The 17,697-nt window shown below is 39.8% G+C and carries 20 protein-coding genes; 19 read left to right on the forward strand and 1 reads right to left on the reverse strand.

Features of this window, described 5'->3' with window-relative positions:
• Positions 1 to 757 precede the first annotated feature (757 nt).
• From UN64_RS18470 to rsmI, 11 genes are all read left to right on the forward strand, one after another.
• Positions 758 to 952, forward strand: coding sequence for a sigma factor G inhibitor Gin (locus UN64_RS18470; RefSeq protein ID WP_066285362.1), 195 nt, complete (start codon positions 758 to 760; stop codon positions 950 to 952).
• A 114-nt stretch (positions 953 to 1,066) separates the two neighbouring features.
• Complete coding sequence (locus UN64_RS18475; RefSeq protein WP_425590131.1) at positions 1,067 to 2,512, forward strand: aminotransferase class I/II-fold pyridoxal phosphate-dependent enzyme; 1,446 nt, start codon at positions 1,067 to 1,069, stop codon at positions 2,510 to 2,512.
• The gene (gene tmk / locus UN64_RS18480; RefSeq protein WP_077365560.1) at positions 2,509 to 3,153 is read left to right on the forward strand and encodes a dTMP kinase; all 645 of its coding nucleotides are present in this window, start codon (positions 2,509 to 2,511) and stop codon (positions 3,151 to 3,153) included. The genes UN64_RS18475 and tmk overlap by 4 nt, the downstream gene beginning before the upstream one ends.
• Before the next feature lie 15 nt (positions 3,154 to 3,168).
• The gene (locus UN64_RS18485) at positions 3,169 to 3,498 is read left to right on the forward strand and encodes a cyclic-di-AMP receptor (protein WP_077365562.1); all 330 of its coding nucleotides are present in this window, start codon (positions 3,169 to 3,171) and stop codon (positions 3,496 to 3,498) included.
• 31 nt (positions 3,499 to 3,529) lie between these two features.
• Complete coding sequence (locus tag UN64_RS18490) at positions 3,530 to 3,970, forward strand: YaaR family protein (protein WP_066285370.1); 441 nt, start codon at positions 3,530 to 3,532, stop codon at positions 3,968 to 3,970.
• Between the two features lie 15 nt (positions 3,971 to 3,985).
• Entirely contained in the window at positions 3,986 to 4,972 is a 987-nt protein-coding gene (gene holB, locus UN64_RS18495) for a DNA polymerase III subunit delta' (RefSeq protein WP_077365564.1), read from the forward strand.
• Positions 4,973 to 4,976: 4 nt separating this feature from the next.
• Positions 4,977 to 5,810, forward strand: a complete 834-nt coding sequence (locus tag UN64_RS18500) for a PSP1 domain-containing protein (protein WP_066285372.1) — start codon at positions 4,977 to 4,979, stop codon at positions 5,808 to 5,810.
• Between the two features lie 14 nt (positions 5,811 to 5,824).
• Positions 5,825 to 6,181 (forward strand): DNA replication initiation control protein YabA, encoded by a 357-nt coding sequence (gene yabA / locus UN64_RS18505; RefSeq protein WP_077365566.1) that lies wholly within the window; start codon positions 5,825 to 5,827, stop codon positions 6,179 to 6,181.
• A gap of 287 nt (positions 6,182 to 6,468) precedes the next feature.
• Positions 6,469 to 7,218: a tRNA1(Val) (adenine(37)-N6)-methyltransferase gene (locus tag UN64_RS18510; protein WP_077365568.1), complete on the forward strand. Its 750-nt coding sequence runs from the start codon at positions 6,469 to 6,471 to the stop codon at positions 7,216 to 7,218.
• Positions 7,202 to 7,492: a GIY-YIG nuclease family protein gene (locus UN64_RS18515; RefSeq protein WP_077365570.1), complete on the forward strand. Its 291-nt coding sequence runs from the start codon at positions 7,202 to 7,204 to the stop codon at positions 7,490 to 7,492. The genes UN64_RS18510 and UN64_RS18515 overlap by 17 nt, the downstream gene beginning before the upstream one ends.
• Complete coding sequence (gene rsmI, locus UN64_RS18520; RefSeq protein ID WP_077365572.1) at positions 7,467 to 8,351, forward strand: 16S rRNA (cytidine(1402)-2'-O)-methyltransferase; 885 nt, start codon at positions 7,467 to 7,469, stop codon at positions 8,349 to 8,351. The genes UN64_RS18515 and rsmI overlap by 26 nt, the downstream gene beginning before the upstream one ends.
• A gap of 56 nt (positions 8,352 to 8,407) precedes the next feature.
• Here rsmI and abrB read toward each other — a convergent pair whose 3' ends face one another.
• Entirely contained in the window at positions 8,408 to 8,692 is a 285-nt protein-coding gene (gene abrB, locus UN64_RS18525; RefSeq protein ID WP_066285380.1) for a transition state genes transcriptional regulator AbrB, read from the reverse strand.
• Between the two features lie 895 nt (positions 8,693 to 9,587).
• Here abrB and metG point away from each other — a divergent pair.
• The 8 genes from metG to UN64_RS18565 all read left to right on the forward strand — a co-directional run bounded on the left by metG (position 9,588) and on the right by UN64_RS18565 (position 17,609).
• The gene (metG, locus tag UN64_RS18530; protein WP_245802084.1) at positions 9,588 to 11,558 is read left to right on the forward strand and encodes a methionine--tRNA ligase; all 1,971 of its coding nucleotides are present in this window, start codon (positions 9,588 to 9,590) and stop codon (positions 11,556 to 11,558) included.
• A gap of 177 nt (positions 11,559 to 11,735) precedes the next feature.
• Positions 11,736 to 12,503, forward strand: coding sequence for a TatD family hydrolase (locus tag UN64_RS18535; RefSeq protein WP_077365576.1), 768 nt, complete (start codon positions 11,736 to 11,738; stop codon positions 12,501 to 12,503).
• Positions 12,504 to 12,718: 215 nt separating this feature from the next.
• A complete protein-coding gene (locus UN64_RS21425) occupies positions 12,719 to 13,921 on the forward strand; it encodes a resuscitation-promoting factor (RefSeq protein WP_077365578.1) in 1,203 nt (400 codons plus the stop codon).
• A gap of 189 nt (positions 13,922 to 14,110) precedes the next feature.
• Positions 14,111 to 14,677, forward strand: coding sequence for a ribonuclease M5 (gene rnmV / locus UN64_RS18545; protein WP_077365580.1), 567 nt, complete (start codon positions 14,111 to 14,113; stop codon positions 14,675 to 14,677).
• A gap of 6 nt (positions 14,678 to 14,683) precedes the next feature.
• Positions 14,684 to 15,559 (forward strand): 16S rRNA (adenine(1518)-N(6)/adenine(1519)-N(6))-dimethyltransferase RsmA, encoded by an 876-nt coding sequence (gene rsmA / locus UN64_RS18550; RefSeq protein ID WP_077365582.1) that lies wholly within the window; start codon positions 14,684 to 14,686, stop codon positions 15,557 to 15,559.
• 87 nt (positions 15,560 to 15,646) lie between these two features.
• Complete coding sequence (gene yabG, locus UN64_RS18555) at positions 15,647 to 16,513, forward strand: sporulation peptidase YabG (protein WP_077365584.1); 867 nt, start codon at positions 15,647 to 15,649, stop codon at positions 16,511 to 16,513.
• 533 nt (positions 16,514 to 17,046) lie between these two features.
• On the forward strand, positions 17,047 to 17,307 hold the full coding sequence (gene veg / locus UN64_RS18560; RefSeq protein ID WP_066238125.1) for a biofilm formation stimulator Veg: 261 nt from the start codon (positions 17,047 to 17,049) through the stop codon (positions 17,305 to 17,307).
• 128 nt (positions 17,308 to 17,435) lie between these two features.
• Positions 17,436 to 17,609, forward strand: a complete 174-nt coding sequence (locus UN64_RS18565; protein WP_077365586.1) for a small, acid-soluble spore protein, alpha/beta type — start codon at positions 17,436 to 17,438, stop codon at positions 17,607 to 17,609.
• The last annotated feature ends 88 nt before the right edge of the window (positions 17,610 to 17,697 follow it).

The raw sequence follows: 17,697 nt of genomic DNA on the forward strand, positions 1-17,697 counted from the left end.
AAAAAGAAAGAAAAGTGCCTTTTTCAAGATTAAAACAATAAAGATTAGCTGCTGTCTGTAGATTTCAAGCTGGTTGTTCTAAGAATTACTGCATATAGACCTATTTTTGTTATAAATGAAGAGCGTGGCGTGACATGGATATGCAAGTTTGAGCGAACAGGTATCATTCTGAGCGTAGGTAAGGAATCTTGAGCGTAAAACGAGGATTCTCAGCGTAACTTGAAGGTTTTGAGCGAAGAGAGGGTAAACTTGAGCGAACGTGTAACAAATAAAAGAACACGTACCGTAAAAGTATTTTGTCGAAAAGTCAATAAATGAAAATTCATAGCATAAAAAGCAAGAATTACAGCTTATAAATATAAATTACAGTCTAGAAATCCAAATTATAGCTTAGAAAATAAAATTACAGCTTAAAACCCATTTCACCTCAAAAAAACCACTAGCAAAAACCCCATGAAACACCTTATTCAGTCCACAAACCAATCATCCACACCAACTAAAATCTAATCACTGTCCACCCAATCTTCAGATAAAAACTTTAACTCTTAAAAGCAGCACATTGAACTGTTTTAAATCCTGCTGTAGCGGGGATTTAAGGAAACATGAGGACGCATACTCGGTTTATTTTACCGAATGGAATAAAGACAGACACAACGAGAGCCAGAGTCTCATACATTTTAAAAGAACATTTAAATAATCTGAAAAAACGTATATGAATAAACAATTCTGGCAACAATGGCATTATGGAGGTGGAAGAATGAAAAACACACGACAGTACGGGGAAACGTGTATGGTTTGTGAGGAACAAAAGGATCGGGGATTACACATTCTTCATCAATTTATTTGCCGGGAATGTGAGCAGAAAATCCTTACTGCCAAAACAAATGATGACTATTATAAACATTACTTATCCCAATTAAGAAAATTAAAATTAGTAAATGCGTCTTCATAAAAACAGGCTGATTAAACAGTCTGTTTTTTTATTTGAAAAATTCTTTGGGGAAGAAACATGTGATAGAATAGATGTATACGAAAAGATGAAAAACGTTTGAAAACAAAAGGGTTTTTGACTATGAAACATGCACCGCTATATGAAGCGTTAATTAAACATACAAAGAATAATAAATGGTCTTTTCACGTGCCTGGACACAAAAATGGTCATATTTTTGAAAAGACTGCAGAACCTTTTTTTCAATCTGTCTTGCCCTTAGATGCAACTGAACTTACAGGGCTTGATGATCTTCATCATCCAGAAGGGGCAATCTTGGAAGCGCAGGAGTTGCTGGCTTCATTTTATAAAGTGAAGAGAAGTTATTTCCTTATTGGAGGGAGTACTTCTGGGAATCTCGCTATGATTCTTTCTTCATTTATTCAGGGTGATATCGTTCTTGTTCAGAGGAACTGCCATAAATCAGTTCTGAACGGACTTGAGCTTGCTGGGGTGGAACCTGTATTTTTATCACCAGAAATAGATGAAGACGGAGGATTTCCTTTAGGTGTCAGCCTCGACACAGTAAAGGAAGCAATAAAATGTTATCCCGAATCTAAAGGAATTATTTTAACAAATCCTACTTACTACGGCATACAGCAGGGTATAGAAGATATAGCAGAAATAATTCACGCTCATAACGGCATCGTTTTGGTCGATGAAGCACATGGAGCACATTTCGGGCTTAAGAATATGCCCCATAGTGCGATACATAGAGGAGCAGATATTGTTGTGCAATCTGCCCATAAAACACTTCCGGCTTTAACGATGGGTGCTTTTTTACATGTAAACAGTGATCAAGTTGATGAGTATCGCTTATCACAATCTCTTCAGATGGTTCAATCTTCTTCTCCTTCTTATCTGATTATGGCTTCACTGGATTTGAGCCGTTTGTATATGGAGAACTTATCTCAAGCGGATTTAGAAAAGATTATTCTTCAAGCTGAAGAGTTTAGAGTATTTATCAATTCGCTGAATCATCTTCATACTGTTAAAACTCCTGCAGGTTACATTTTAGATCCTCTCAAGATAACACTTCAGTCAGATAAAGATATATCAGGGTTTGAACTGCAGCATCTTTTTGAAGATGAAGGTTTGTTTACAGAGCTTGCCGATGACAGGAATGTACTTTTTATTTTGCCGCTCGGAGCAATTAATGGACTGAGTGAGCTTAAGAAAGTTTTTTATAAAATTTCAGATATACTTTCGTCATATAAAAATAGTATAGAAGAAGTTCAAACGATATCTGAGTTTCCTCTAATCAGTAAGTTAGAACTTTCTTATCAAGACATGAAGAGAATTCGCGTCAAACATGTTCAAATTGAGAAAGCTGAGGGATATGCGGCAGCAGAAGCTGTAATTCCGTATCCTCCAGGTATTCCTTTGATTGCAAAGGGAGAAAAAATCACATCAGAATCCATCCGTCATTATTTATACCTTAAGGAGAAGGGTGCTCGATTCCAGGGAATTAATGAGCAGAATAAGATGCATGTATTTGATATTAGTAAGGAGCAGCAATTGTGAAAGGCTTATTTATTACACTAGAGGGTCCAGACGGATCAGGCAAAACCACACAGGTCGCAAGGATTGCCGAATACTTAACACAAAATAAAATCGACTTCATTCAAACACGGGAACCAGGCGGTACTCGTATCAGTGATAAGATCCGCGCACTGATTTTAGATCCGGAGCATAAAGAAATGCACGACCTAACTGAAGTTCTTCTTTATGCTGCATCAAGGGCACAGCATGTCCATGAAAAAATCCTGCCTGCCCTTGAAAGTGGCAAGGTTGTATTATGTGACCGTTTTGTTGATGCCTCACTCGCTTATCAAGGCTTTGGACTCGGTGTGGGAGAAGAGCCAGTGCTTCTGGTAAACCGGATTGCAACTAGCGGACTGGTTCCTGACCGCAGTTATTTTATTGATGTCTCTCCAGAAGTGGGACGAGAGCGACTGACAGCGCGATACGGAACAGGCAATCTCGACCGCATTGAGCAAAAAGATCTTTCGTATCATGAGCGCGTAAGGGAAGGATTCCAGCATATATTTAGTAAACAGGAAAAACGTATTCATCGCGTTAACGGTGAGCAGGATCCTAAGACGGTGTTTGCAGAGATCGTAAAGGATTTAGATAGGCTTTTAGCGAATCATAAGGAAAAGTAAAAGGAGGCATTTGCCATGAAAATGATTATAGCCGTTGTTCAAGATAAAGACAGCAGCCGGTTGCAGGATGCGCTTGTTGAAAAGAATTACCGTGCCACAAAACTCGCAACAACAGGCGGTTTTCTCAAAGCTGGAAATACAACGTTTATGATTGGTGTGGAAGATGCTCAGATTGATGAAGTCATGGATATTATCCGGGAGAACTGCAAAAGCCGTAATCAGATGGTTGCTCCGGTTTCTCCGATGGGCGGAAACGCGGATGCTTATGTGCCGTATCCTGTTGAAGTAGAAGTTGGCGGTGCAACGGTATTCGTACTGCCTGTTGAAAGCTTCCAGCAATTTTAATAAATTTAAGCTTCAAAATTGAGGGGTTATTATGAAAATCGGACAGGACATAAGACCAGTTCTTGATACAAAGCAAAATGAGGGGAAAATGGGAAAGAAAACATCCCTTTCATTTGGTGAGACGGTATCCAAGCAGAGTGAGAAACTTCACTCTGAACAGCTGACAAGGCTGTTAGGAGATATCGAGACACAAGGAAAAAGATTGCTGCAGTCCCAAACTGTACGAGACCTGCAGTTATATAAAAATTTGGTTCAGCGCTTCGTAAAAGAAGCCGTTAACTTCGGTATGCAGTTAAAACAAAACAAAAGCTGGAATGAACAAGGACGATCACGTACACTCAAACTTGTTAAAGAAATTGATGAACAGCTGATCCAAATTACAGAGGCAGTATTAAGCCAGGAAAAAGACTCTATATCCTTATTAGATAAGATTGGTGAAATCAAAGGATTATTAGTGAATTTATATACGTAGCAGGTGAAATGTATGATGAGCTGGGAAATAAGCAGCCAGACGCAGCCTCGTGTTGTGAAACTATTAAAAAACAGTATAAAAAAGCAGCGCCTTGCTCATGCATATATTTTCGAAGGTGCACACGGTACAGGAAAGATGGCAGTTGCAACAGCACTTGCTAAAACCTTTCTATGCCGAAATGCTGAGGATGGGAATCCGTGCGAGAACTGTACCAACTGCAAAAGAATCACTTCAGGCAATCATCCGGATGTGCATATCATCTCACCCGATGGGCAGTCGATAAAAATCGACCAGATCAGAGGGCTGCAAAAGGAATTTGCATACAGCGGAATGGAGTCCTCTAAAAAGGTTTATATTGTGGAGCACGCTGATAAGATGACCGTTCAAGCAGCAAACAGTCTGCTGAAGTTTTTAGAAGAGCCAGGTTCAGATACGATTGCTATTTTATTAACCGAACAGGTTCATAGTTTGCTTGATACCATCCGTTCGCGTGCGCAGACTCTTTCTTTCTCGCCTCTTGCTCCTGAAGGAATTTTACAAAAGCTATTAGAGGAAGATATACCAAAGCCGATTGCAGCTTTGGCTTCCTCTCTCACGTCAGATTATGCAGAAGCACTCGAAATTTGTAGGGAAGAGTGGTTTGCACAAGCAAGAGCCAAAGTGATACAATTGACGGAGGAACTGCGGCTGCGGCCTGATTATTGCCTTGTTGTTCTGCAAGACCAATATTTAAGCTTTTTTAAAGAGAAAGAACAGCTGCGTTTAGCTTTAAACTTACTTTTGATCTGGTATCGGGATCTTTTATCTATACATTTATCACAGTCGGAAAAAGTTGTGTTTTTCGACCAGCTTCAAGCATTAGAGCAGCAGGCGCTTCAAACGTCTCAAAAGAAAGCAGGAGAAGCTCTGCAAGCTATACTGACTGCTCAAGCCAGATTAAGGAGCAACGTCAGCCCCCTTATGGTGATGGAGCAGTTGGTTTTACGATTACGGGAGGGATAAAACCTTGTATGAGGTAGTGGGCATCCGCTTTAAGAAAGCGGGTAAAGTATATTATTTCGACCCCGGCGACCTTGAAGTGAAAAAAGACGCGTTCGTTATTGTGGAAACAGCGCGTGGAATAGAATATGGCAAGGTAGTTATCGATAAGAAACTAGTCGGGGAGAACGATGTAGTTCTTCCTTTAAAAAAAGTCGTTCGGCTCGCGACACAGAAAGATATCCTATCTGTTGATGAAAACAAAGCGGCCGCTAAGGAAGCGTTTCAAAGTTGTGAGGAAAAAATCATTGAACACCAGCTGGACATGAAGCTGGTCGATGTTGAATATACGTTTGACAGAAATAAAATCATTTTCTATTTTACAGCAGACGGAAGAATAGATTTCCGTGAACTGGTTAAAGATCTTGCTTCTATTTTTAGGACAAGGATAGAACTAAGACAGATTGGTGTCAGAGATGAAGCGAAAATGCTCGGGGGAATTGGACCATGCGGCCGTATGCTTTGCTGTTCAACATTCTTAGGAGACTTTGAGCCCGTTTCAATCAAAATGGCAAAAGATCAGAACCTCTCATTAAACCCAGCTAAGATTTCAGGATTATGCGGACGTTTAATGTGCTGTCTAAAATACGAAAATGACTATTACGAAGAAGCAAAAGAAGAAATGCCTGATGTTGGTGAAGAAATTATGACCCCTCATGGTGTTGGTCGCGTTGTCGGCTTGAACTTGCTTGAAAAGCTCATTCAAGTAAACATTCCTTCAATGGAAAGAACGACAGAGTTTACATTGGACGAGCTGGCAGAAGGCAAGAAAGAGGAATTATTCAGTCAGGCCACAGAGTAAAAGAGGTGGAATTCGTGGAAAAGAAGACTATATTTTCCCGCGTGGTGCAGATGGAAGAACAAATCACGGAGTTGTCACAGCAACTAGAAGATTTCAAGACCCATTTGGCTGCATTAATTGAAGAAAACCACCATCTCGTGATGGAAAATGAAAATCTTCGAAACAAGCTGAACTCTGAGGGGACACGAGTTTCTGCTAAAAAATCTCCAGCTTCTAAAGGGAAAAAAGAGCCTGCAGTCGATATCGGCGAGGGCTATGATAACCTGGCACGTCTCTACCAAGAAGGATTCCACATTTGCAACCTTCATTATGGCAGCGTACGTTCAGAGGGAGATTGTTTGTTTTGTCTTTCATTCTTAAATAAGAAATAAACGCCTTTCCTGAGGGGAAGGCTTCTTTTTATATGGTTGATTTTGTGATCTAAACATCTAGTAGAAGAGGTTGATTTCCGCTACAGGTGCTCCCTTTCCGCGGGGCGTGCGGTGAGCCTCCTCAGCACTATGTGCCCTTAGGAGTCTCACCTGTCCCGCTGATCCCGCAGGAGTCTCGCACCTTTCGCTCCAATCAACTTGTCCACGAAGGTTATTCACAAAAACTGTTCGAAACAAAAATCTTTTAGAAAAGAGCTTTTTATATAGAAGAAAGTGAGGGAATTACAATGACTGAGCTTCTGCCAGATGAGCGAATTGATTACTTAGTCCATGAAGACTTAAAAATAATCCAAAGTCCCTCTGTATTCTCGTTTTCACTTGATGCGGTTCTTTTAAGCCGTTTCGCTTGGGTTCCTATCCAAAAAGGAAAAATTATTGATTTGTGCAGCGGTAACGGAGCAGTAGCTCTTTTACTGAGCAAAAGGTCCAAAGCCCGTATAACCGGGGTTGAAATTCAAGAAAGACTCTACAGTATGGCAAATAGAAGTGTTGTGCTCAACAATCTAGATGATCAAATACATATGGATCTCGCAGATTTAAAAGATGCCCCTTCAAAATACGGTCATGGCACATTTGATGCTTTAACGTGTAATCCCCCGTATTTTGCTTCAATTCATGAAGAAGATTTCAATCAGAATGAACATCTCGCCATTGCACGCCATGAAATTCATTGTTCTTTAGAAGATGTGATTCGTGTAAGCAGCCAGCTTGTAAAGCAAGGCGGAAAGGTTGCGATGGTACATCGTCCGAACCGTCTAATGGAGATCTTAGCATTTATGCGCCAGTATAAGCTTGAACCTAAAAAACTGCAGCTGATTTATCCAAAAGCCGGAAGTGAAGCTAACATGCTTTTAATAGAAGGAATGAAAAACGGAAAGCCTGATCTGCATATTCTTCCACCGCTTACGGTTTATGGAGAGAATGGAGAATATACGGCTGAGCTAAAAAGGATGTTCTACGGTGAACAAGAGCAATAGCCATTTTGTGTATATTTTGGAATGCGGTGACGGAACTTACTATACAGGCTATACAAATGAGATCTGTCAGAGACTGCGTAAACATGAAGAAGGAAAAGGGGCTAAGTATACGAGAGGAAGAGGACCTCTTAAGCTTGTATTTCAGCAGTCTTTTTCTACGAAACAAGAAGCAATGCGCTTAGAATTTGCCATTAAGAAACTGAACAGAGCCGCAAAAGAGAGAATAATAAAAGAAGGAAGTGTTTCATATGTGGCAGCAAAAGAGCTACCATGACGAGAGAGGGACTGGTGCATTATATCTGGTTCCTACACCGATTGGAAACTTAGAAGATATGACGTTCCGTGCTGTTCGCATCTTAAAAGAGGCTGATATGATAGCAGCAGAAGATACGCGGCAAACGAAGAAGTTATGCAGCCATTTTGAGATTAGTGCACCATTGACGAGTTATCATGATCATAATAAAATGCAAAGAGGACAAAAGCTGATAGAAGCATTAAAAGAAGGAAAACAAATAGCATTAGTAACTGATGCGGGGATGCCGGGGATTTCAGATCCTGGGTATGAGCTGGTCGTCCAATGTGTAGAAGAAAAAATACCTGTCATACCTCTGCCTGGAGCAAATGCTGCTTTGCCTGCACTGGTTGCTTCCGGATTAAATACGGAGCTTTTCACATTTTATGGTTTTCTTCCACGAGGTAAAAAAGAAAAGAAAGCTGAATTAGAAAGGTTAAAGCTCTTTCCATCAACGCTTTTATTTTATGAAGCCCCTCATCGTCTAAAAGAAACACTACAGGCTATGAATGGAATATTTGAAAACCGGAGAATAGCAGTGGTCAGGGAGTTAACAAAGAAATATGAAGAAATTATACGCGGTACACTTAATGAAGTAACTGATTACATAAATCAAGGAGATGCTGAGATCAGGGGAGAATTTTGCTTAGTCGTTGAGGGGAGCGGGAATGCAGATTTCGAAACTGAACCAGCAGAGCAATGGTGGGAACCTCTTTCGGTGACTGAACATGTGGATCATTATGTAAATCAAGGTGAGAAGCCAAAAGAAGCGATTAAGTTAGCTGCTGTTGACCGGAATGTTCCAAAGCGTTCCGTTTATCAGGAATATCATGGTCTGTAATTTTTCAATACAAAGGGAAAGAGCCTTCTAAATGAAGGCTCTTATTGTTTATGTTCTTATTTTGATGTTTGAAGCTGCTTTTGAAGCTCGTCCATAACTTCTTTAGCACCTTCACGGCTAAGAATAATTTTTCCGCCTGCTACAGTATAGTTATCATCTGAAACTTCCCCAGTTACTGCACAAGTCATGTTTGGCTTGTATTTCTTAAGAATGATGCGGTCGTCATCAACGTAGATTTCTAAAGCATCCTTCTCTGCAATTCCTAAAGTACGGCGTAGTTCGATTGGAATAACCACACGTCCTAGTTCATCAACCTTACGTACAATTCCTGTAGATTTCATAATAAAATCTCTCCTCCCGAATATATAAAAAAATTTCCCTATCTATTTAAATCGTCAGAATTCGACAAAATCCTACGAGAACATCTTACCAAGATTTCCAATTGTCGTCAATAGTTTTGACTTAAACATTTTAATTTCTTTTACCAATTGAATTCTCTAGTATATACCCGTTTTATAATACTTTTGAAACCGGTAAATGGAAGATATATTCATATATTGTCATAAAAAATTCAAATAAGTGTAAAAGATGAAAAAAATTAACTGGAAATATGGTTTAGATTAATCGTCAAATTTCGACAAAACTAACAATGAAAAAATACTATCCATGTTCTCCTCTTAAACCTTTAGCTTCTACACCTTGACACACTTTCAATGGATTAGGTATATTTTGAAGGAAGAAAAGAGAATAATGAAAGTATTTACATAGAAATCTTTCGCTTGCATTTTTACTTTTATGTCCTAGAGTAAACAGTTTTTTATAGTTTTTGTAAAAAAGATACATTTTCCGGAACAGTTAAATGTTCCCTTTAATTTAAAAAGGCTGTTTTCGTTTAAACTTTGTTGTTTTTGGAAGATGTTGATTTCCGTTTCAGGTTGCTCGCTTTCCGCGGGGCAGGCGGTGAGCCACATTCGCACGTTTCACTTTTAAGTTTCTCACCTGACCGCCAGTCCCGCAGGACAAGGAAGGCTTCGGCAGCGATACATCGCACGAAGAAAATGTAATTTTCATTTTCGAGGAGTCTCGCACCTTCCACTGAAATCAACTAATCAATGAAGAACTTCAAAGCCCACTGAGGAAACAATCTTTTAGAAAAGAGCCATTTAAAAAGACAAACAGTCCCTAAATGGAGGGGCTTTTTTCCTTATTACAGAATACTTTGAGGAGGCGGTATTAGTGGCAAAACCAACATTTTATATTACAACACCAATTTATTATCCAAGCGGAAAGCTTCACATCGGCCATGCGTATACAACGACAGCTGGGGATGCGATGGCAAGATACAAGCGTTTAAAAGGATTCGATGTTATGTATCTCACTGGATCTGATGAGCATGGGGAGAAAATACAAAAGAAAGCAAACGAACAAGGTCTTCATCCGCAAGAGTATGTAGACGGAATCGTTGATGATATTAAAGCTCTTTGGAAGAAGATGGACATATCTTATGATGACTATATTCGTACAACTGATGATCGTCATAAAAATTCTGTCGAAAAAATCTTTCAGCAGCTTTTAGACCAGGATGATATTTACTTAAGTGAATACGAAGGCTGGTACTGCACGGACTGTGAATCATTTTTTACAGAGCGACAGCTAGAAGACGGTAAGTGCCCAGATTGTGGACGTGAAGTGAAAAAGGTGAAAGAAGAAAGCTACTTCTTCCGCATGAGTAAATATGCTGACCGCTTACTTGCTTATTATGAAGAAAATCCATCCTTTATCTATCCAGAGTCTAGAAAACGTGAAATGATCAATAACTTTATTAAGCCTGGCTTAGAGGATCTTGCGGTTTCCCGTACATCTTTCGACTGGGGTGTGAAAGTTCCAGGAAATCCAAAACATGTGATCTATGTTTGGATTGATGCGCTTTCAAACTATATTACGGCACTTGGCTATGGCAGTGATAACGATGAGAAGTATAAAAAATACTGGCCAGCAGATGTTCATCTAATGAGTAAAGAGATTGTACGTTTTCATACGATTTATTGGCCGATTATGCTTATGGCACTGGGGCTTCCTTTACCGAAACAAGTTATAGCGCACGGCTGGCTTTTAATGAAAGACGGAAAAATGTCTAAATCTAAAGGAAATGTAGTAGATCCTAATGTGCTGATCGACCGCTATGGCCTAGATCCGCTTCGTTACTACTTACTTCGTGAAGTGCCATTTGGCTCTGATGGTGTGTTTACACCTGAAAGCTTCGTTGACAGAGTAAATGCTGATCTCGCAAATGACTTAGGAAATCTTTTAAACCGTACGATTGCCATGATCGGCAAATACTTTGACGGCAAGATTCCAGCTTATGAAGGCCGTGTTACAGAGTTTGATGGAACACTTGAAGATTTTGCGATAGAAACAGTAAGAAAAACAGAAGAAGCGATGGAGAACCTTGAGTTTTCAATCGCGCTTTCAACAATTTGGCAGCTTGTCAGCCGCACAAATAAATACATTGATGAAACCCAGCCATGGGTACTTGCGAAAGATGAAGCAAAACAAGCTGAACTTGCAAGCGTTATGTATCACCTTGCAGAGTCAATCCGCATTGTATCTGTGCTGATTCAGCCGTTCATGACAGAAACTCCAGCAAAAATCTGGAGCCAGCTTGGATTGAATGACTCTAAACTGACAGACTGGAATTCTTTAAAAGAGTTCGGTACCATACCGGGAGATACATCAGTTTTAAAAGGGGATCCGATCTTCCCGCGACTTGAAACAGAAGTTGAAGTGCAGTTCATCAAAGATTCTATGGGAAGCACTTCTGCACCAGCAGAAGCCCCAAAAGAAGAAGTGAAGCAAGAAGCCCCATCTGCAGATGATCAAAAACCTGAGATCACTATTGATGACTTCATGAAGGTAGACTTAAGGGTCGCTACGGTTATAGCAGCTGAACCAGTAAAAAAAGCTGATAAACTGTTAAAGCTTCAATTGGATCTTGGATATGAAAAACGCCAAGTCGTTTCTGGAATTGCCCAGTATTATAAGCCGGACGACCTTGTTGGGCAAAAAGTGATTTGCGTAACGAATCTGAAACCTGTGAAATTGCGCGGAGAGCTTTCAGAGGGAATGATTTTAGCAGGTTCTTCTGATGGTCAATTAACATTGGCGACAGTTGATCAATCACTTCCAAATGGTTCAAAAGTTAAATAATGAGAAAAAGCGGGGAAGATATCCCTGCTTTTTTAGTGCCTAAGATAGAGGAAAAACTTGTAAATACCCAATAAATATAGGTCTTATTACCCACAATGTAATTATATTGTAATGCTACTGTTACCCGAATGAATGGAAAATGTGATAAGATTTGTAAAGTTGAAAGGATTGTACACTATGTTTGATACACATGCACATCTGAATGCAGCACAATTTGAAGAAGACCGTCAGGAAGTTATCCAGCGGGCTTTAGATGAAGGAGTTCATCACATCGTGGTTGTCGGCTTTGACCGGGAAACGATCAAAGGTGCTATGGAACTTGCTGAAGAATATGACTTCATTTATGCTTGCGTAGGCTGGCATCCAGTCGATGCAATCGACATGACGGAAGAAGATTTGGCCTGGATTGAAGAACTTGCAGCGCATCCAAAAGTTGTCGCTCTTGGCGAAATGGGATTGGATTATCATTGGGATAAGTCGCCTGCTGATGTTCAGAAAGAAGTATTCAGACGCCAGATACGCCTTGCGAAAAAAGTGAAGCTCCCTATCGTTATTCATAACCGGGAAGCGACACAAGACGTTGTTGACATACTTAGGGAAGAAGAAGCCCATGAAGTTGGCGGCATCATGCATTGCTACAGCGGTAGTATAGAGGTAGCCCGCCAATGTATGGAAATGAATTTCTACATAAGTTTTGGTGGACCAGTAACATTTAAGAATGCAAAAAAGGTTAAGGAAGTTGCGAAAGAGATTCCTATGGACCGGCTTTTGATTGAAACTGACTGTCCTTATCTTAGCCCTCATCCGTTAAGAGGCAAAAGAAACGAACCATCTTATGTAAAGTATGTAGCAGAATCTTTATCAGAGATAAAAGATCTTCCACTTGAAGACATCATAAAGAAAACTTCCGACAATGCATTTCGAATTTTTAACATATCTCGATAGGATATGTTGTCGGAAACATACGAAGCATGAAGAATATCGCGTTAATCTTTCAAGAAATGACAAAAGGGACAGGAAAATTGTCAAACGTTTTTTCTTCCCTTTTTCCTTCTTATCCGTTCATAATTAGCCTTGGGTCAATTAATGACGAAAAAGGAGGGATTTGACAGAGAGAAAAAAGATATTTATAATGCAGTCCTTGTAGGGGAGGAAATTGGATGTATAAGAATATTACAGCTTTGTTCTCGAGTTTTACGAGAAAGAAACTTTATCTTTCTTTAGCCGCTCTTTTCGTTTTAGCGGTAACTACTGGATTCGTAGGTTATGAAACTACGAAAGCAGAAGTAACACTGATGTTTGACGGAAAGAAAACGGAAGTCAAAACACATGCTAGCACTGTAAGAGAATTTTTAAGCGAACAAAATATAAAACCTAACCAGCATGACGTTGTAAAACCTGGGCTTTCTGCAAAGGTTGAAGATAACATGCAGGTTGATTATTTAAAGGCTAAGGAAATTGTCCTTACCGTAAATGGCAAAGACCAAAAAGTATGGACGACAGCAAAAACTGTTGAGCAATTCGTAAAAGAACAGCAGCTTTCGCTGAAAGAGCATGATGTCATTAAGCCAAATCTGACTGCTGATATTCAAGATCAAGGCAAGATTAAGATCGAATCAGCATTTCCGGTAAAGCTTGTTGTAGGCGGAAAAGCACAGCAAGTTTGGACCACTTCGACTACCGTCGCTGACCTTTTGAAGCAACAAAAGGTATCATTAGGTGAAATAGACCGAGTATCACCTGCCAAAACAGAAAAAATTACTGGCAAAACGCAGGTTGAAGTCATCAGAGTAGAAAAGGTCACCGATGTAGTGGAAGAAGAAACACCATTTGCTGTTGTTAACCGTAAAGACGGCGGATTAACAAAAGGCAAAGAGCGTGTCGTGCAAGATGGCAAGAAAGGCAAGCTTGAAAAACGCTATGAAGTTGTAATGGAAAACGGAAAAGAAGTTTCCAGAAAACTTGTAGGCGAAAAAACATTAAGCGATAGCACAGATAAAATTGTTGCCATCGGTACAAAAGCAAAACCGCAGCCTGTAGTATCACGTAGCAAAGCGCCGAGTAATTCTGGCGGAAGAGAGCTGACTGTAACAAGTACGGCTTATACTGCTAACTGCTCAGGATGTTCCGGGATCACGGCTTCAGGCTACAATTTAAAAGCTAATCCGAATGCGAAAGTAATCGCAGTCGATCCTAGTGTTATTCCTCTTGGCACAAAAGTATATGTTGAAGGGTATGGATATGCCATTGCATCAGATACTGGAGGAGCTATAAAGGGTAACAAGATTGATGTATTCTTTGCTTCTCAATCACAGGCAGAGGCTTGGGGAAGAAAAACAGTTAAGATTCGCATCATAAACTAATTTGTTCTAATAAAGCATGGGGATGATTCCCTGTGCTTTTTTTGCGCCTAGAACCGAATCACTTAGAAGTTAAGGCTAGCCAATCCTAGACTTTCTTGACGCCTGGGGTATACTAGTAAAAGATGTTTTTTCGTTCAAATTATTAGACGCTGCAATGCCTAAAAAGGTTTCACCGTTTTGGAGGAAATCATGAAAAAAATAAAAGAAATTATTATTGTTGAAGGAAAGAGCGATACACTCGCAATAAAACGCTCGGTTGAAGCGGATACGATTGAAACAAATGGTTCAGAAATAAGTATAGATACGTTGAATCGGATCAAGAGAGCGCATGACATCCGGGGGATTATTGTATTCACGGATCCTGATTTTCCTGGAAAGAGAATTCGGCAAATCATTTCTGAGTTTGTTCCTGGCTGTAAGCATGCATATTTAGCAAAACAAGACGCCATTGCTAAAGGTGATAAAGGTGTAGGAGTAGAGCATGCATCTAAGGAAGCTATCATTGAAGCTCTTTCACATGTGAGAGAAGAAATGCTCGAATCAGAAGAGAGTGAATTAATAGCATGGGAAGATCTCATAGCAGCGGGTTTAACCGGAGGACCAGATTCAAAAAGAAGACGTGAAATAATCGGTGCAGAACTCCGTTTAGGCTATATGAATGCAAAGCAATTATATAAACGTTTAAATATGTTTCGCGTCACTCAGGAAGAATTTCAGAAAGCTCTGCAGGCGCTCTACAGAAATGAGGAGGACTAGATAGTAATGAGAAAAGATATCTCAACCCCGCAATCCACAAAGGCCATACTTGAAAAACATGGTTTTACGTTTAAGAAAAGTCTGGGACAAAATTTTTTAATCGATCGCAACATACTTAATAACATTGTTAATGCTGCTGATTTAACGGAGGACTCAGGAGTTATTGAAATCGGACCAGGAATTGGTGCGTTAACAGAGTTTATCGCGAGGGCTTCTAAGAAAGCTGTAGCTTTTGAGATCGATCAGAGGCTGCTGCCTATTTTACAAGAAACACTGGCTCCGTACCCGCATGTGGAAGTTATTCATTCTGATGTGTTAAAAGCTGATATCCATCAAGTGATCAAGGAACATTTTGAAGAAGGCCAAGACTTAATGGTAGTTGCAAACCTGCCTTATTATGTAACAACACCTATCATTATGAAGCTTCTTCAAGACAAACTTCCTATACGCGGTATCGTTTGTATGATTCAGAAAGAGGTTGCCGACCGCCTGGCTGCATCCCCAGGTACAAAAGATTATAATTCCCTGTCTATAGCCATTCAATATTATGCAACAGCTGAGACGATGATTAAAGTGCCTAAAACTGTTTTTGTTCCAGCACCTAATGTGGATTCGTCCGTTATTAAACTTACGATTCGTAAAGAACCTGCGGTAAAAGTAAAAGATGAAGTGTTCTTTTTTGAGGTAGTCAGATCTTCTTTTGCACAAAGAAGAAAGACGCTATGGAACAACCTGACAAGCCAGCTTGTTTCTAAAGAAAAGAAAGATGAACTGCTAGCTATTTTAGAGAAGTTGGATATCGATCCTAAACGCCGTGGAGAAACACTGACAATTGAAGAATTCGGCAAATTGGCAGATTCTCTTCTGCCGCTTGTAAAATAAACCTCATTTTTCCCCCTATCCTCTCATACTCTTATAAAAGGAACATTGGGAGCAGTGGAGCTTGTTACTCCAAATAGGGGGAGTAAAATGAAACTAGAGATTGGATCAATTGTAACCAGGAACTCTTACAAACGGGATCTACTTTTTCGTATTGTAGGATTTAGTGAAGATCGTACCATTGCAGAACTTGCAGGAGAAGAGCTCAGACTCTGGGCTGATGCTCCGGTGGACGATTTATTTGTCGTGGACGACAAGCAAATGTCTGAACACAGGCAAGTAGTAAAGGAAAAGGAAGATTCCTCACTAAAATTATTCAGACAGGATTACTATCTGCTAAGACAAAAAAGGGAATACCTCTCAACAAACGGCTATCAATACGATCAATCGTATTTTGAACTGCCTGGAAGAGTGCTTCATATTGACGGAGATCCCTTATATTTAAATAAATGCCTTGAGCTTTATAAAAAGCTGGGTGTACCTGTTTATGGCATTCATATGAAAGAAACCGAGATGCCTGAAAAAGTTCCAGCACTTGTAGATGAAGTTAGACCAGACATTCTGGTTATTACAGGTCATGATGCTTACATGAAATCAAAAGGCGATGTGTCAGATGTGAATGCATATCGCCATACAAAATACTTCATCAGGACGGTCCGTGAAGTGAGAAGGAAGTATACGAATCTTGATCATCTGATGATCTTTGCCGGTGCTTGCCAGTCTCATTTTGAATCGCTTATTAAGGTTGGTTCAAACTTTGCGAGTTCTCCTGCCAGAATAAACATTCATGCTCTCGATCCTGTCTATATCGTGTCAAAGATCAGTTTAACGTCATTTATGGACCGTGTGAATGTTATGGATGTTTTAAGAAACACTTTGACTGGAAAAGAAGGATTAGGCGGTGTAGAGACGAGAGGGTTTCTCCGGACAGGAATGCCCATCAAAACCAAGCCTTAAAATAGAACTCCGGACTGCCGGAGTTTTTTTGTTTTTAGTTGATTTAAGGCGATATTCTAAAAAACAAAGACTCTTTTCTAAAAGATTTGAGTTATTTTGTTACTTTTCTTCATTGATAAGTTGATTGGAGTGCAAGGTTCGAGACTCCTCGAAAATGAAAACCACATTTTCTTCGTGCGATGTCAAGCTGTCGAAGCCTTCCTTGTCCTACGGGATCAGTGGGACAGGTGAGACCCCTAAGGACGCAAAGCGTAAGGAGGCTCACCGCCCACCCCGTGGAAAGCGAGAATCCTGGAGCGGAAATCAACCACTTTCAAGAGCACAAAATTTACGAAAACGGCCAAAACAAAAGATTATTTGTATCATTTACTCACTTTATAAATATCTTCCAGAAAAAAAGGCATACTAAAAAAAGCAAAAAAAGGATATTTGGTCATTGACATGAAAATGCTTTGCTTGCTATAATGAAAATTTTAATTTGACAAAAAAGCACGATTTGTGTTATAATTTGTCTAAGTGAGGTGGAGCCTAAAATGGGTAAAACAATAGTGGACATTAGACGCTCTTTAGAGTCCAACGTGGGTAGAAGACTTTCTTTACGTGCAAATGGCGGTCGACGCAAAACGATCGAACGTTTAGGAACACTGGAAGAAACATACCCAGCAGTTTTTATTATCAAATTAGATCAGGACACCAACGCTTTCGAACGTGTTTCTTATAGTTACGCGGATGTACTCACAGAAACAGTAGAACTTACATTCTTAGAAGATACACAAGCAGCAATCGGGCAGTAAGAACTTTTTACTGCTATTTTTTTTACCCTCTGGGGCTGGATTTAAACATACATATACGATATACAGCAAGAATTGACCCCTTTTGGAGATACTATAACGTATCGCATATGAAAGGGGTTTTCATCATTATGGGAAGAAGCAAGCATGGAATGATGTCTGAAGGATTAAAGACTGAAATTGCCAAAGAGCTGGGTTTTTACGATAAAGTTCAGCGTGATGGATGGGGCGGTATTTCTTCAAAAGACGCAGGGAATATGGTTAAGCGCGCACTTGAATTAGCTGAGCAAAGATTAAACAAATAAATATGCGATAGAAATAAAGCCGGAGGTGTTAAGTCTCCGGTTTTCTCCTACCCTGAGATGAACGATTTTAACTATATTTAAGTGTTCA

It is taken from the genome of Fictibacillus arsenicus (assembly GCF_001999465.1).
Lineage (GTDB): Bacteria > Bacillota > Bacilli > Bacillales > Fictibacillaceae > Fictibacillus > Fictibacillus arsenicus.

Coding starts and splice junctions, on each gene's coding strand:
- holB (WP_077365564.1), top strand. CDS start 3,986: ATGAGCTGGGAAATAAGCAGCCAGACGCAGCCTCGTGTTGTGAAACTA.
- UN64_RS18535 (WP_077365576.1), top strand. CDS start 11,736: ATGTTTGATACACATGCACATCTGAATGCAGCACAATTTGAAGAAGAC.
- UN64_RS18470 (WP_066285362.1), top strand. CDS start 758: ATGAAAAACACACGACAGTACGGGGAAACGTGTATGGTTTGTGAGGAA.
- rsmA (WP_077365582.1), top strand. CDS start 14,684: ATGAGAAAAGATATCTCAACCCCGCAATCCACAAAGGCCATACTTGAA.
- yabG (WP_077365584.1), top strand. CDS start 15,647: ATGAAACTAGAGATTGGATCAATTGTAACCAGGAACTCTTACAAACGG.
- UN64_RS21425 (WP_077365578.1), top strand. CDS start 12,719: ATGTATAAGAATATTACAGCTTTGTTCTCGAGTTTTACGAGAAAGAAA.
- UN64_RS18565 (WP_077365586.1), top strand. CDS start 17,436: ATGGGAAGAAGCAAGCATGGAATGATGTCTGAAGGATTAAAGACTGAA.
- UN64_RS18490 (WP_066285370.1), top strand. CDS start 3,530: ATGAAAATCGGACAGGACATAAGACCAGTTCTTGATACAAAGCAAAAT.
- UN64_RS18510 (WP_077365568.1), top strand. CDS start 6,469: ATGACTGAGCTTCTGCCAGATGAGCGAATTGATTACTTAGTCCATGAA.
- abrB (WP_066285380.1), bottom strand. CDS start 8,692: ATGAAATCTACAGGAATTGTACGTAAGGTTGATGAACTAGGACGTGTG.
- UN64_RS18485 (WP_077365562.1), top strand. CDS start 3,169: ATGAAAATGATTATAGCCGTTGTTCAAGATAAAGACAGCAGCCGGTTG.
- veg (WP_066238125.1), top strand. CDS start 17,047: ATGGGTAAAACAATAGTGGACATTAGACGCTCTTTAGAGTCCAACGTG.
- rsmI (WP_077365572.1), top strand. CDS start 7,467: ATGTGGCAGCAAAAGAGCTACCATGACGAGAGAGGGACTGGTGCATTA.
- rnmV (WP_077365580.1), top strand. CDS start 14,111: ATGAAAAAAATAAAAGAAATTATTATTGTTGAAGGAAAGAGCGATACA.